Below are 15,257 nucleotides of genomic sequence, written 5' to 3' on the forward strand. Positions count from 1 at the left end.
CTCACGCTCCTTTAATTTAACTTTTGCCATCCAGCTTGCGCGCCAGCCTGCGAAGCTCCTCCAATTCATCCTCCGACACCTTCTGTACAGCCTGTGAATCTGAAACGATCGGAATAATCGGCTTACGGGAAGCCCCGCTCCGGCTGCCGCGGGCGCCGCCTGCTCTGGCACTGCTTGTCTGCGGCACACTATCCTTCTTCAGCTCCTTGGCAAGCTCAAGCCTTGCCTGTTCTCTCACGTAGACGACTGCCTTCTCGAACGTATCAATACGTTTCATCAGCATATTGGAAGCAACCGCATCTATAAATGTTTTCGTAATTCTGTTGTTATCATTAGAGCCTATAACATAGTGAATAAGTATATTAATAACCGGTTCTGGCAATTTGTAATTCAAATCAATTTGGCCAAGCTGCTGGTCAAGCCAGTTCGGCACAGCACCGGGAAAAAAGCGTTTAATGAAATGCGTGTACGGTTCATTTCGCATCAGCATATTGTACTGCTGAATATCGCAATAGGTGGCCAGCTGCTGCGGCACCTGCAAAAAGTATTGCTCGTCCACCTCATATTCTTCCTCGGATGGTTCGGCTTGCGCGGACTCTCCTGCAAATATTTGCGTATGAGCAAGCAGCCTTTCCTTCTGCTCATCACGCTTCTTATCCTGCCTGTACATTTGCGCCGCGCGCTGCTGCAGCTCATCGATTTGCAGCTTGCCCAGCTCATTGAATACGCCGTCTTCATCCAGCAGCCTGCAAATATCTGCCACGCTCAAATGATATTTGTAAGCAACATAGTTCAGTTCCTCAAGCTGGTCTGGCTGCAGGCGCAGCCGCTCAACGCTGCTGCGGTTGCCGGAGTTGCGAGGAAAGCGCAGTATCAGCTCGCCAAATGTAATGATCGCTTCAGCGGATTGCAGCTTAGCTGATGCTCTTGCAGGCGCAACTTCCATTAAAGCCTGTTCAAGCTCGCTGTCAAAGGATTGCACGTTCAATTTAAACAAATCATAGAAAGGAACAGATATATTTTCTTTCTCCAGCTGCGCGTGGGCCAGCTCATCCGGCTCGCTGCTGGCTAGTGACTCTCTTAGCTCTATAACAGCGTACTTGCCGACTTTATCGCGAAGCAGCATTGCCAAATGAACCGTGCTGAAAAACTCAGCAGGCGATAACGGCCGCGCCAGTTCAAATTCGTAAACGACCTCCGTGCTGTCAGCTATAGCCAGTCTTGACGTTTGCAATAGTCCAACTGCTTCAAGCTTCGACATTTGATCCATTAAATACTTGCGGCTCTGCTCATTCATCTCAAGCCCGCTGCCCAGCAGCAGCTTTCTAAGCGGCTCAAGCTTCGAATAGCCTGTTCGGCCATCGTTAATATAATGATACAGCTGCTGATACATCGCAATGGCAAATGCACCCACCATTGGCTGATAAATTTGCACAAGCATTTTGCTATCGATGCTGCTTAAGGAAAAATCTCGAAATATGTAAAAACGATGATGCTCGGTAAAATATAATAAATTATGAATTCGCATATATACAGCTACTCCATCCTCAACTTACTTTCTATTATTTTAGCATAAATCTGAATGAATATCGCATTCGAAAATTAGTAGAATCGATTGGCAAACTCTTCATGAGAGAATAATAAAGAGGCATGAATCCGGAATTGCGGCTGCGGCTGACAAGCTGCCTATAGACTGTTGCGGTCATAAATGACCGTTAAAGCATTATTTTCTGTTTTTGGGATTGTATACGGTCAAAAAAGTCCCTTACCGTATAATTTCGCCCTTATATTGCTGTTTTGGCCGTGTAACGGTCACAAGTGACCATTACTATTTTTTCATGCCATTTTTCGTCGGCTAAGGGACATTTATGTCCGGATTGATTAATGGCGGGCAACTGAAATATGTATTTTTCTATGGTAAAGCCTTCGGATCCCGAGAAACTTATAATATCTAATTTATCAAAAAAACAGCCTCCGATTAAATCAGAGGCTGCTTATTAGCAAATTGGTAAGTATATTAAAACATTTTGTAGCCGCCCCTGCGCAGCGCTCGAATCGCCCATCCGCTTACATAAGCGCCAATTAACGCGCCAGTAATAGGGATGTAGTAAACAAGGGTGTATGTTCCGAAGTTTTCAAGGGTTGGCTTGGCTGAATCATCCCATGGCGACCAAATCGCCAATACAATAAGGACGACAACAAACAGTCCAATTGGAAACCAGGTTGTTTTGAGCAGCATATTAAGAATAAAGCCTATGCCGAACATCATCACAAAGAAGAGTACGGTGGCGATAATAATCTGGACGACTTCAACGATCATGCAAACTTCCCCTTTCGATATCTAGTATATAAGTTTAATGAATCGGATGTATGAAGTCAATTGGCTTGATGCAAATGTCACAGTACCGCCATTTGCTCATGCAGCAGGCACTTTGATACAATGAATAGGTTACAACTGGAGACTGTCAATTCACTGTGACAACCTTTGGCAAGCAATAAGGAGGATAACGGAGAGCAAGATTGGGACTGGAGAAGCGGCAGCGGTCGGAAGCCCAAGCTTAATCGTAGTGCCCCTTTTCTTTGCTTGCTGTTTATCCACAATGAATTGATAATCTCAACTGTAGCATGAAAGGAGCTTAAATCAGATGAGTGAAGCAGCTTTGACATTGGAAGGCTGGTATGCGCTTCATGACTTTCGCAGCATCGATTGGACAGCATGGCGTCTGGCTGACGAAAGCGAGCGTGCCAAAGCACTGGATGAGTTGAATACATTTCTAAAAGATTGGGCGAATAATGAGGAGCAAAAGCTTGGCAGCACAGCGGTATATTCCATTGTAGGCCAAAAAGCCGACTTCGTATTCATGCATCTGCGCGAAACGCTGGAAGAGCTGAATGAAATTGAAACGGCCTTCAATAAAACTACTTTTGCAAGCTTTACATATCCTGTTTATTCTTATGTAAGCATCGTTGAGCTAAGCAATTATATGGCGAAGCCAGGCTCTGATCCGATGGAAAATCCGGATGTCGTAGCGAGACTTAAGCCAACCCTGCCAAAAGCTAAGCATATTTGCTTCTACCCGATGAACAAGCGCCGCGAAGGCAATGACAACTGGTATATGCTCAGCATGGATGACCGCCGCGGTTTGATGCGCAGCCACGGGCTGATTGGCCGCTCTTATGCGGGTAAAGTAAAGCAGATCATTACCGGTTCTGTCGGATTTGACAACTGGGAATGGGGTGTCACTTTATTTGCGGACGATGCGCTGCAATTCAAAAAGCTGATCTACGAAATGAGATTCGATGAAGTCAGCGCCCGCTATGCGGAATTCGGAGATTTCTACGTAGGCAATTTGCTCGACAGCGACAAATTTGCCAAACTGCTCAGCATTTAACAGAGATGGCTGCAGCAAAATCTAAAGGCTATTCTAACAGGTTTTCAAAACCTGGCAGAATAGCCTTTTGCTTGTAGAAAAGAAGGCGAAGTATTCCATACGAGACGCTACCATTAATTGTATGTGAGCTGCTTCCATTTCGAAATAAGACGTTCCCGATTTTTCCCAGCCCAATTCACATCATAGGATATGACATTAAGCGACTCCAATCGAAAAGCCTCCTGCGGAGATTGCGCATCGCGATGCGTAAGCAGCTGATAATTGCCCACTTGCTTCCCCAACTCCTGCGCTTGCTTCGTAAGCGCCCAATCCACGAACTTTTTGGCCTCCTCCTGGTTCGGTCCGTTCTTTATAATAGCAACTGCCCCAATTTCATAGCCCGTTCCTTCCTTCGGAAAGGAAATGACGATATTATGAAAGCCTTCCTTATAAAACTTGATCGCATCATGAGAGAACGCTAAAGCGGTGCCTACGATGCCGTTGCCGGCCGCCCTGCCGGACAGGCTTCCTGAGCTTGTATAAGATATATTTTGATCATCGAGCTTTTTCAAATAATCAAAGCCTTTGTCCTCTCCATACAGCTGAATGATCGTTGCCATGGTCGTATAGCCTGTGCCTGAGGTTGATGGCGAGCCCATGGCAAGCATTCCCCGATATTCCGGCTCCAGCAGATCATCCCAGGATTGCGGCGCTTGGCGTCCTGTTTGCTGCAGCCAAGATTTATTTGATATAAAAGCAATTGATCCTACATAAATACCGGTCCAATACCCTTCAGAATCTTTATATTGCTCATCAATCATTTGTGCATTTAGCGATTGATAGGGCTCCAACAGCCCTTCAGCCTTTGCCTGCACAAAAGTATCTCCTGTTCCGCCAAACCATACGCTTGCCGCCGGATTATCTTTTTCAGCGCGTATGCGATCCAAAACCTCTCCAGCTGACAATCTGACATAAGAAACTTTAATGCCTGTTTGCTTCTCGAACGTTTCAATCGCTTTAATGGCGTGATCCTCATACAACCCGGCATATATGACGAGCGTGCCCTTTTCCTTCATCCCGCAGGAGGTTGATACAATAAGAAAAAGAGCAAGCAATATTAACCTGACCGTTCTCATCGCTTGCTCCTCCGATCTATCCTTCTATTCAGCTATTCGCCATAATTAAATAACATGCAGGGATTGCTCAGCAAACGAAAGCGATACAAACGCCCCTTCCGGGAATACGTTCTCGGCAATCGGATTATGCTCTGTAATGTGCATAATCTCACCATCGTATTCTATCTCATACTCTTGAGTCTGACCCATAAAAACACTTTTTACTACATGGCCGACATGTGTATTGCCTTTCGTTAGCGTTACAGCCTCTGGGCGAATAACGACAGTCACTTCGCTGTTAACTGCATGACCGGTGCGATTGATGCGCAGCTCACCTGATTTGGTAGCTACAATCATATGATCGTGTGCGGCTGACTTGACTGTGCCTTTTACAAAATTGGCTGTACCGATAAAGTCTGCAACAAATCTGGTTGTGGGACGCTGATATATTTCCATTGGACTTCCAACCTGCTCGATTTTCCCTTTATTCATAACGATAATCAAATCACTCATGCTCATAGCCTCGCTCTGATCATGGGTAACATAAATTGCTGTAATGCCTAGACGCTGCTGCAAGCGGCGGATTTCATCGCGCATCACAATGCGCAGCTTGGCGTCCAAATTGGATAAAGGCTCATCAAACAACAAAACTCCAGGCTCCATCACAAGCGCTCTTGCCAGTGCAACCCTTTGCTGCTGACCGCCAGACAGCTGTGAAGGCATGCGATTTTTATAGTCTCGTAAATTCATTATATCCAAAATGCTTTCCACTTTCGATAAAATCATATCCTTCGACATTTTTTTGACGCGCAGGCCGTATGCAATGTTATCAAATATATTCATATGCGGAAACAAGGCGTAGGACTGGAACACCATCGTACAGTCTCTCTTATTCGGTGGTATTAGATTTACTTTATCTTCCCCGAAATAAATATCGCCTTTTGAAATTTCCTCAAAGCCGGCTACCATTCTTAGTGTCGTTGTTTTGCCACAGCCTGAAGGCCCTAGCAGCGTTATGAACTTGCCAGCAGGAATATCCAGACTTACATCATCAACCGCATAGTTAACTTTACCCTCATCGTTCTCGTATGCTTTATAAATATTTTTCAAGCTAACTGACTTAGCCATATGATTTCCCCCTGTTCGAACCGTTCAACCATTTCACTAAAGAATTCAAAATAAAGAGAGCGATGACCATAATAATAATAAGTATGGTGCAGTATGCGCTTGCAGCGCCGATACGCCCTGCCTCGACCTGAGACAGAATGGATGCTGTAATAAGGTTATATTTTGCGGAAATAAGGAAAATAACGGCGCTCATCGCTGTCATGCTTTTAACAAAGCTGTTGACCAAACCGCTGAAAAACGCTGATTTGATAAGCGGCAGCACGATGCTAGTAAATACCTTTGTCTGCCCGGCGCCAAGATTCGTCGCAGCCTCTTCAATGCTTGGATCAATTTGCTGCAGTGCTGCCACACCTGACCGTATGCCTACAGGAAGCGCTCTTACGATAAAGGCGGCAACGATAATAATTCCAGTGCCTGTCAAAGCAAGCGGCGCCTTGTTAAAGGCTAGAATATACCCGATACCAATAACGGTTCCCGGCACTGCAATGGACAGCATGCTTACGGCCTCCAAAGCTTTTTTACCGACAAAGCGCTTTCGAACGATAAGATAAGCCATAATCATGCCAAGCAAGCCCGCAATTGGCGTTGCAATAACCGCCAGCTTCAACGTATCTTTAATAGCTTTTTGCCCTAAGGAAAATACGTATTTGTAGTGATCAAGTGTAAAGCTGTTATTAATTCCCCATAGCTTGATAAATGAACCGATCGGAACCAGCGCATAAAAAGCTATAACGATAACAGTAATGGCTAAACAAATGATGAACAAAATCGTTTTAATCGGCCCGCTATCGATCATTCTTCGAATACCGGTAGGTTTGCCGGTAACGGTGACATAGCTCTTTTTTCCGACCCAGAAATTTTGCAAAATGTATACGATAATTGTAATGGTAAGCAACAGCATAGCAAGCGCAGCACCGGCCTGCATGTTGTAGCTGCCTACAGCCTGCAAATAAATTTCACGAGCAACCGTGGAATAGTTGCCCCCAATCGTCATCGGATTGCCGAAATCGGCAAGCGATTGAACGAACACTAGCAGGAAGGCATTGGCAATGCCTGGAACAGAAAGCGGAAGCGTCACCGACACGAACGTTTTCCACTTGCCTGCCCCCATATTTTGACTCGCTTCTTCAAGCGACGGGCTTATCGATCTTAATAGTCCTGACAAGGTTAAAAACGCAATTGGGAAAAATGATAAGGTCTGTACGAGCACGAGGCCGTGCAGCCCATAAATATTGGCATTTTCCAAGCCTAGCAAATGCTTCGTAATAAGACCTTGCTTGCCGAGCAAAAGCATGGCGGACAACGCAATTACGAATGGCGGAGATATTACTGGCAATATAGCAATTCCATTAAATAACCGTTTTAATGGCACATTTACATAAGCAAAGGTGTAAGCAAACATATAAGCAATAGCTGTTGACAATGTGGATGTGATGAAGGCAAGTACCAATGAGTTGGTTAGGGAGCGGAAGAGCCCTCCCCCTGATAGAACTCTCCCGTAACCTTCCATCCCGAATTGCCCATTGCTTGCCGTAAAGCTTGATTTCAATATTTGATACAGGGGAAACAAGATGAAAACAACTAAGCAGGCCATGACCAACACGATAAGAATCGGCAGGAGCGGCTCGCGCTTGAATCTCTTGAACATCGCGCTCATTCAAGCTCTCTCCTCTCAGGATGAATATATTTAATAAAGCTTATTTACTAACGTCAGAATTCCATTTATCGATAATATGCTGGCGCTGTGACCCCGCTTCTTCAATGTTGTAATCAATTAAATTCAGCTTGCTCATATCAACTGCTTGCTCAGGACCTACTGCATCAACGTTAGTAATGTTTTGGAAGCTACCGACTGTTTTGCCTATTTCCTGACCTTTTGGAGATAGAGCCCAATCTACAAACGCTTTAGCAGCATCGATATTTTTCGCATTGTTGATAATCGCGATAGAGCCTGTTTCATAACCGGTTCCATCCTCAGGGAAAGACATAACCAGGCTGTCGAAGCCTTCTTCTTGATATTTGATAATATCGTGTGCGAACAATACGCCTACGCCTGCTTCGCCCATACCGACCATACGGCCCGGTGCCGCTCCGCTTGTCGTATACTGCTGAACTTGCGGATGAAGCTTTTTCAAATAGTCAAAGCCTTTTTCTTCGTCGCCAAACACTTTAAGTATGCTGTAAATTGCGGTGTACGCCGTACCGGAGGATGCAGGAGAAGCCATAACGATTTCGCCTTTCAGCTTCGGATCAAGCAGATCCTCCCATTTCGTAGGAGCCTCCAGCCCTTTTTTCTTCAAAAACTCTTTGTTGGAAGCAAAGCCGACCGCACCTACATATACGCCTGTCCAATAGCCGTTCGGATCTTTATATTTTGCATCAATCTTTTCGGCAACTGGAGAAACATACGGCTGAAGCAAATTTTCTTTCGTAGCTTGCACGAATGTATCGGCCGGGCCGCCATACCAAACGCTTGCTTGCGGGTTATCTTTCTCAGCACGTACCTTTGCCAAAATTTCACCGGCTGACATACGAATCATTTCTGCATCGATACCCGTATCCTTCTTGAATTGCTCGATCGCTTTTACCGCATGATCCTCTTGGAATCCAATGTATACGGTCAATTTGCCTTGTGGTTTTGCTGGTGCTTCAGATTGCTGCGCTGTAGGAGATGGATCGGTTTTGCCTGTTGATCCGGTGCCTGCATTTGTTGTTCCTCCATTAGAGCTGCAGCCTGCAAATACGGTTGCAGCCAGCACTACAGCTGCCATTTTGCCTAACAAAGATTTTTTCATCTGTACGACCTCCTTATTTGTGGGACAAGTCCAATTATATTGGATGCGCTTACAAACTTTAAAGATTAACGTTCTGCCGTTTGCTGCGGCAGAAAATTATATTAAAAAAAGCTGCCTCGTAAGAGGCAGCCTTGACACTTTCTGAAAGAGCGTCAGCGCATCCGCAATTGTTTGCGTGAAATAACCGTTTAAAAATGTTGAAACCAATCCAGCACGGCATTAACGATAATTCCAACTGCAGAATAATCGATATCGGCAAACGTAGTGCGAAGATACCCTATGTTAGACAACAGCGGAACTAAGAAGACCGGCAGCAGCGTTAATACGAAGCCATGTATGATCGATGCCACTACTAATCCTTTTCTGCCGCCGATTTTGTATGCGATCACTCCTGCTGCGCCGCCAGAGAAAAAGTTAGGGATTACTCCGGGAATAATAACGGTATATTGAAGCTGCATCATCATCGCCATAGCCAGTAACCCCCCGATAAAGCTGAGCAGAAAACCGGTTACTGCCGCTAGCGGCGCATAGCTGAACAGAACAGGACAATCCAGCGCCGGGATAGCTCCCGGGACGATCCGATCCGCTATACCTTTGAAAGCGGGTACAATTTCAGCCAGCATCATGCGGACTCCTGCCAATACGATATAACAGCCGGCTGCGAACCAGGTTGCCTGAATAAGCGATACGATAATGAAATGCTGTCCGGCGAACATATTTTCAATGCTGCCCTTAGGCACGAACAGGCTGGCAATCATAAACAGCACAAAGGTAAATATAAAGATAACGACCATATGGTCTTGAAACAAAACGATAAGCTTGTTCTTCTTCACTTCTTTTTGCTGCCGTTCGCCCGGTTTGAATAGAGATGCGATAAGCCCGCTGAGCAAATAGCCCAAACTGTTGAAGTGACCGAGGCCAAAGCTGTTATTGCCAATTACTTTGCGCGCATACGGCTGTGCAATTAGCGGCGCGCTGGACATGCAGACAGCGAGCACAGTCCCTCCGATAAGCATCGTTTGCAGCGTGCTGAAATTGCTGGACATTAAAAGAGCTGCAAGGAGTGCGGACATAAACAGCATGTGGTGCCCGGCCATAAAAATATATTTGGCAGGAGTAAATCTGGCGATTGCGAGATGCACAATCATCCCGATCAGCATAATGAGAGCCATTTCCTCGCCAAAATTAATTTGAGTCATCGCCGTTGTCGTTTCACTGTGCGGAATAATGCCGATAATTTGAAATCCGTTTTGAATAACGGCTGACATATTAGAAAGTGAAGCGCCCGTTTCATTGGCGCCAATTTGCACAAGCTTTACGCCCAGCATCGTCTTAATCGTGCCGCTCAGCAGCTTTTGCAGAGGCTGCTTCTGCAGCAACAAGCCAATCAAGGCTATTAGTCCGAGCATTAAGGCCGGCTCGCCTATTAATCCTTTGTTCAGCCACTGAACTGCATTTGCTGTCATGCGATTACCTCATTTCAAGCATCCATTGTTGAAAGGTTGGGCTCTTCATTAGCGACTCATATAAATATTGGCGATCCATAATATCCTCAAGCGCTATTACCTCCATATCTCCACTTTCCTCCAAATAATCGACGATGTACGAGGAGCAGACTACAAGCTTTGCCTGAAAGGTCCGCAATGAAGTTACATCGGTATGCTCAACAGCAATAGAGCAACCCAATTCACGTAAAATAGCTTCCAGATTAATTCGAATCATTAAGCTTGTACCAAGTCCGCTATTGCAGGCGACTAATATTTTATTCATAGGCCCTCCTTTTCCCGAAGCAGCTGCCAAATCTGCAAACGATCAGCCGAGGTTTTCAAGCGCGCTACAAAGTCATTGTCATTCAGCGCGTTCAGCAGCGTGCTGAGCGGTCCAATATGCCCTTCCTTATCCACTGCAGCGAGTGTGATCATCAGCCATACCGGATGCTTGGACGGCCCGAATAGAACGGGCTCTTGAAACGTAACCAAGCTGAACATCGTCTGCGTAACATCCTCAGGCATATAGGCATGCGGAAAATAAATTCCGTTCGAAATGAGAAAGGAATGATTGCCAGATTGAATCATTTCGATCAGCTTTTCCTCATACCTTTCGTTTGAGGAGCCTTGAGCAATAAGAAAACCATTGCCAAAACGGATAGCATCCTCCCATTGTAGCGGTTCCTGCAGCAAGCTGATCGATGAAGCAGGCAGCAAATCCGTCAGCGACAATTCTTTGGATGGCGGCACGCTTGCACCTTGCAGCATTTGCAACAGCTCTTCAAGCAAGCGGCTGCGATGCTCGACAATTGCATTTCGTTCAATAATTTTCATAATGTCATTGACCGTCTGGATCGTTTCAGCTGCTGTATCCTCTTTGGAAGCAATTTGAAAAAACTGCGAAATTTTTTGCTGATCCTGCTCTGTAAGAAGCGGAGATACCTTCAGCCAAGGAATTGGCAGCGAATGGCCGATATTAATGGTAGTAAGCACGGCGTCAGCATCCTTGCCGGTAAGCAATGCCGATTCTTTGTAGGAGCAAATTTTAACGACATCAAGCTGCGGGAATATAAAAGCTAACCGTCTTTTTATAATGGCAGACGTCCCTATGCCAGATGCGCAAACGATAGCAACACGCTTGCTTGTATTCAACACATGAGGAACGATGCCGCTGGCAATATGAAGCATAATATAACCGATCTCATCGCGGTCAAAAGTGATATTCAGCTCGGCTATCGCTTCATTTACCAGCTTTTCGAGCAGCTTGAGCAAGGAGCCGTATTGCTCCTCCAGCTGCTCCATCAACGGATTTCTAAGCTGCAAATTAAATTTAGCCCGGTAAATAGCAGGCTTTAGATGGATCGCCAAGCCTTTGATCGCTTGCTCAGACATTTGCAGGCGATAGCCCAGCGCCGCTTCTGTTCGGCTGACAATATCTTTTGCCAATGGTATATATGCTGTATCCTTCGATTCGATATGCTGCTTCTGCGCTCCCAGTACATGCTGTGTAATATAACCAATTTCTGATACCGGAAGTGTAACCTGAAAATGCCCGTTAATTTGCGGAACAATGTCGCTGCTGATTATTCGAAACACTTCTGTCTTTTCCAGTTCCTTGAGCAGCTTGCTGTCCATCGTAATCGTATGCTCCTGCTTAAGCCGCTGTGTTGCCATAAGCAAATGCAAAGTTATTGTCGTATAGCCCGCATCGGCAAATTGCATATTAAGCAGCTTTTCGATTTGCTGCAGCAAATCAAAAATAATCTGCACATCCTCGGCTTTGAACCATTTGTTTAAAAAAGAAAGCTTATTGCCGGCTTCATCGTTTTGATCAAACATATATTTTAATAGCCTGTCCTCAGTTATCTCGGCTCGAAGAAGCTCAAGATAAGCACTGCGCTTCGCGCCTTCCTTGCCATCAACCGACAGCATCCCCTTTGACTTCACGAGCTTTAGCTTGCGGCTGTCCAGCCACAGCTTGATTTCATGCAAATCAACGAGCAGCGTGCTATGGCTAATAACAAAGTCCTCCATCACCTGCTCCATGGATAGTGTGCTCTGCTGCAGCAGCAGCTTGAGCAGCACATTCATTCGCTGCTTGGAATCCATGATAACCTGCCTATAATTCAGCTGCTGTTCAATTTTTCGCATCTGCTCTAAATCATGACGCAGCTTAACTCCGTTTGATCGGTGGCGTTCAAGCACGACGTCATGCTCTCTTAGCCAATCCTCCAGCTGCAGCAAATCATGGCGCAATGTGCGGTCGGATATTTCATACTGCTCTGTTAATTGCTTTAAAGGAATATAATCAAGCGCTTCCATAAGCTGATTCAGTATTCGCTGCTGTCTGCTTGTTATCATAGGTTCCACCTTCTAGCGATATTGCATCTATCATGACACAAAAGGCTCTCACCTAGCAACAGGTTACTGCAGCCAAGTGAAAGCCTTAATATGGTAATACTATTCCTCTTCATCTGTTTGTACTTGCTTGGACGCCAAATATTCCTCTGTCGCCCGGTCACGCTGCCGTCCTTTTTCCTTAAGCCGTTCTATGGCCGGCATAATTAACAAATCTATTTCCTTTTGCACCGTATAAGCCAGGTCATAACGAGTTTGCGATTCCAAATACGAACCTACCTCAATTAAAGCATTGTATCGGTCCAGCTCATCTCTCGTCAGCAATCCGCGTACTTGAACGCTGCAGTGTCTCATTATAGAAATTTACCTTTACGCAATACTAGCTGAATTCCGCCAATAATGAACAGATAGCGAAGATCGATCGCTTTTTTTAGCCAGGATGCAACACGGCCTTTGTATTTCTTGCCAAATGCAATACCGATAGCTTCACCTTTGCCCAGAGAAGCAACCGTACCCTTGTTGCTGAATACGAATGTTTTCGGCGATTGGTTGCGGATCGACGCCACCAAATTATGTGCACAAACTACGCCCTGCTGCATCGCAATTTGAGCGGTTGGAGGATACGGGCGTCCTTCAGGATTAAACATAAGCGAGTTATCGCCGATAATATACACATGATCGCTGCCTGGCGCACGTAAAAACTCGTCAACTTTAACACGGCCTCTCATGGTTTCGAAGCCTGCTTCTTCAATCAAGCGATTGCCGCGAACGCCTCCTGTCCAAATAACAGTTGCGGATTTAATCTCCTCGCCTTCGCCGACAACAACACCTTCAGGTGTACATTCTTTAATGGCAGTACCGATGCGGAATGTAACTCCTTTCTTAGCGAGCACTTCCATCGCATACTCAACCAGCTCCGGATCAAAGCCCGGAAGCGCAGTAGGAGCAGCCTCAATATTGTAGATTTTCACAAGAGTAGGATCTACATCATACTGCTTGCAAAGCTCTGGAATTCGATCAGAAAGCTCACCGACAAACTCGATGCCTGTGAAGCCGGCACCGCCGACAACAAAGGTCAAATAATCAGTGCGATGCGGCTCACGCTTGAAGCGAGCGAATTGATATTCGATATGCTCGCGAATTAAACGGACAGAGTTAATGCTTCGAATATTCATAGCATGCTCAGCAAGCCCTGGAATTCCGAAAGTTTCCGGCTCGCCGCCAAGACCGACTACCAAGTAATCGTAGGAAAGCGTACCATCCTCCAAAATCACTTTCTTGTCTTGCGGGCGAATTTGTACTACAGTAGATTTCACGAAATCAATTTTAAATTCATCAATTAATTTTGAAATGCTGACACGAGCATTTTCTGGATTGTCCGTACCTGCTGCAGGCATGTGCAAATGCGTTGTAAAGTAATGATAATCATGCTTGTTTACAAGCGTCACATCTGCCTCGTTGTAATTTAATTCTTTTTGTAAACGAAGTGCAGTCAGGACACCACCATACCCAGCGCCGAGAATGACAATCTTTGGTATGCTACTCATCGTATGATCCCTTCCATTCCCTAAATTTTCTTTATAAAGATTGTGAAATATTACACAAACTCAATCATAAAATTAAGATTATGGCTTGTCGTTTTTCACTAACTTTTTCATCTAAACATGCTGTGATTTATGATAACAATCGATAGTGACAAAATTCGTCAAAAAAATCACCGACTAATCACAACATACATCAGACATATTACATAGTTTTCACATAAAATTCAAGAGTATTTTTATACGAAAATGTTTAGAACAGTATACAAATTGCCAATTAGGCAGCCGCGAATGAAATTGTTCGTTCACAGCATAATAGTATAATAGGTATGAAATGCGTATAAATTGGAGGTGATTGTGTTGTCAAATGATGAAAACACCATGCGAACTTTTGATCTGATCGTTATCGGCGGCGGGCCTGCAGGGCTTTTTGCTGCTTTTTATGGCGGCATGAGACAGGCTTCAGTTAAAATCATCGAAAGCATGCCTCAGCTTGGAGGTCAGCTGGCGGCGCTTTATCCTGAAAAATATATTTATGATGTTGCTGGTTTTCCAAAAATTACAGCTCAGGAGCTTGTTGATCGTTTAATCGAGCAGCTCGAGCTTTTCAAGCCTACAGTGTGCCTGGAGGAAAAGGTTGTCGACGTTATTAAACATGAGGAAAGATTGTTCGAAATAAAAACGACAATCAATACACATTATGCCAGAGCAATTATCATCACAGCAGGTGTAGGCGCCTTTGAGCCAAAAAGACTGGCTTTGCCAGAAGCAGCTGCGTACGAGGGAGGCAGCCTGCATTATTTCGTAAATGATCTAGAACGGTTCCGCGGAAGAAATGTGATGATTAGCGGCGGCGGCGACTCCGCTGTAGACTGGTCGCTTATGCTGGAGCCAATAGCCAGCACTGTAACGCTTGTCCATCGGCGTGACCAGTTTCGCGCCCATGAGCATAGTGTAGAACGGCTGATGCAATCGTCAGTGAAGGTGATCACTCCGGTGGAGATTACAGGCTTGCATAGTGCCGATAATAGTTCCGGCAACACTCCAATGCAGTTGTCCAAGGTAACACTGCAGCATGTCAAAACAAACGAATGTTCTAAACTGGATATAGATGATGTCATCATTAATTTTGGTTTCCTGTCCTCGCTCGGACCTATTGCAGATTGGGGCATCGATATTGCGAAAGGCTCCATAACGGTAGACTCACGGATGGAAACGAGCATTGCCGGCATTTTTGCTGCAGGCGATATAACGACCTATCCAGGAAAAGTAAAGCTTATTGCTGTCGGCTTTGGCGAAGCGCCCATAGCTGTAAACAATGCGAAGGTATATATAGATCCAGCAGCCAAGCTTTCACCCGGACATAGCAGCAATATGAAATTATAGCCGGCAAGCTGTCGAACTATCGCGAATGCTTAATACGTATGAATTCGAATCTTTCAAAGATAAAGGGTACCCTCTT

General features: G+C 45.2%; 13 protein-coding genes. 2 read left to right on the forward strand and 11 right to left on the reverse strand.

Going from position 1 to position 15,257, the window contains the following annotated elements:
• Positions 1-16: 16 nt before the first annotated feature.
• Together ACRRU2_RS22055 and ACRRU2_RS22060 are read right to left on the reverse strand one after the other, a co-directional pair.
• A complete protein-coding gene (locus ACRRU2_RS22055; RefSeq protein ID WP_432505038.1) occupies positions 17-1,528 on the reverse strand; it encodes a DnaD domain protein in 1,512 nt (503 codons plus the stop codon).
• A 489-nt stretch (positions 1,529-2,017) separates the two neighbouring features.
• Entirely contained in the window at positions 2,018-2,320 is a 303-nt protein-coding gene (locus ACRRU2_RS22060) for a YuiB family protein (RefSeq protein ID WP_331700892.1), read from the reverse strand.
• A gap of 325 nt (positions 2,321-2,645) precedes the next feature.
• Here ACRRU2_RS22060 and hemQ point away from each other — a divergent pair, with 325 nt between their 5' ends.
• A complete protein-coding gene (hemQ, locus tag ACRRU2_RS22065) occupies positions 2,646-3,392 on the forward strand; it encodes a hydrogen peroxide-dependent heme synthase (protein WP_331700893.1) in 747 nt (248 codons plus the stop codon).
• A 113-nt stretch (positions 3,393-3,505) separates the two neighbouring features.
• Here hemQ and ACRRU2_RS22070 read toward each other — a convergent pair whose 3' ends face one another.
• From ACRRU2_RS22070 to ACRRU2_RS22110, 9 genes are all read right to left on the reverse strand, one after another.
• Entirely contained in the window at positions 3,506-4,507 is a 1,002-nt protein-coding gene (locus tag ACRRU2_RS22070) for an ABC transporter substrate-binding protein (protein ID WP_432505041.1), read from the reverse strand.
• A gap of 45 nt (positions 4,508-4,552) precedes the next feature.
• Complete coding sequence (locus tag ACRRU2_RS22075; protein WP_331700895.1) at positions 4,553-5,614, reverse strand: ABC transporter ATP-binding protein; 1,062 nt, start codon at positions 5,612-5,614, stop codon at positions 4,553-4,555.
• The gene (locus tag ACRRU2_RS22080) at positions 5,607-7,271 is read right to left on the reverse strand and encodes an ABC transporter permease (protein ID WP_432505043.1); all 1,665 of its coding nucleotides are present in this window, start codon (positions 7,269-7,271) and stop codon (positions 5,607-5,609) included. The genes ACRRU2_RS22075 and ACRRU2_RS22080 overlap by 8 nt, the downstream gene beginning before the upstream one ends.
• Positions 7,272-7,311: 40 nt before the next feature.
• Positions 7,312-8,409: an ABC transporter substrate-binding protein gene (locus ACRRU2_RS22085; protein WP_432505045.1), complete on the reverse strand. Its 1,098-nt coding sequence runs from the start codon at positions 8,407-8,409 to the stop codon at positions 7,312-7,314.
• Positions 8,410-8,597: 188 nt separating this feature from the next.
• Complete coding sequence (locus ACRRU2_RS22090; protein ID WP_432505047.1) at positions 8,598-9,875, reverse strand: PTS ascorbate transporter subunit IIC; 1,278 nt, start codon at positions 9,873-9,875, stop codon at positions 8,598-8,600.
• Positions 9,876-9,879: 4 nt separating this feature from the next.
• The gene (locus ACRRU2_RS22095) at positions 9,880-10,179 is read right to left on the reverse strand and encodes a PTS sugar transporter subunit IIB (RefSeq protein ID WP_331700899.1); all 300 of its coding nucleotides are present in this window, start codon (positions 10,177-10,179) and stop codon (positions 9,880-9,882) included.
• Entirely contained in the window at positions 10,176-12,257 is a 2,082-nt protein-coding gene (locus tag ACRRU2_RS22100) for a BglG family transcription antiterminator (RefSeq protein ID WP_432505049.1), read from the reverse strand. Before ACRRU2_RS22100 ends, ACRRU2_RS22095 begins: the two co-directional genes overlap by 4 nt.
• Before the next feature lie 99 nt (positions 12,258-12,356).
• Positions 12,357-12,608 carry a hypothetical protein gene (locus ACRRU2_RS22105; RefSeq protein ID WP_432505051.1) on the reverse strand — a complete coding sequence of 84 codons (252 nt, stop codon included), beginning with the start codon at positions 12,606-12,608 and terminating at the stop codon, positions 12,357-12,359.
• Positions 12,608-13,801 (reverse strand): NAD(P)/FAD-dependent oxidoreductase, encoded by a 1,194-nt coding sequence (locus ACRRU2_RS22110; protein WP_331700902.1) that lies wholly within the window; start codon positions 13,799-13,801, stop codon positions 12,608-12,610. Before ACRRU2_RS22110 ends, ACRRU2_RS22105 begins: the two co-directional genes overlap by 1 nt.
• Positions 13,802-14,176: 375 nt before the next feature.
• On the opposite strand from ACRRU2_RS22110, the gene ACRRU2_RS22115 reads away from it, so the two are divergent.
• Complete coding sequence (locus ACRRU2_RS22115; RefSeq protein ID WP_432505067.1) at positions 14,177-15,181, forward strand: NAD(P)/FAD-dependent oxidoreductase; 1,005 nt, start codon at positions 14,177-14,179, stop codon at positions 15,179-15,181.
• Positions 15,182-15,257: the final 76 nt, after the last annotated feature.

The sequence above is a fragment of the Paenibacillus sp. GXUN7292 genome (genome assembly GCF_050864975.1).
In the GTDB taxonomy this organism is placed as follows: Bacteria; Bacillota; Bacilli; order Paenibacillales; family Paenibacillaceae; genus Pristimantibacillus.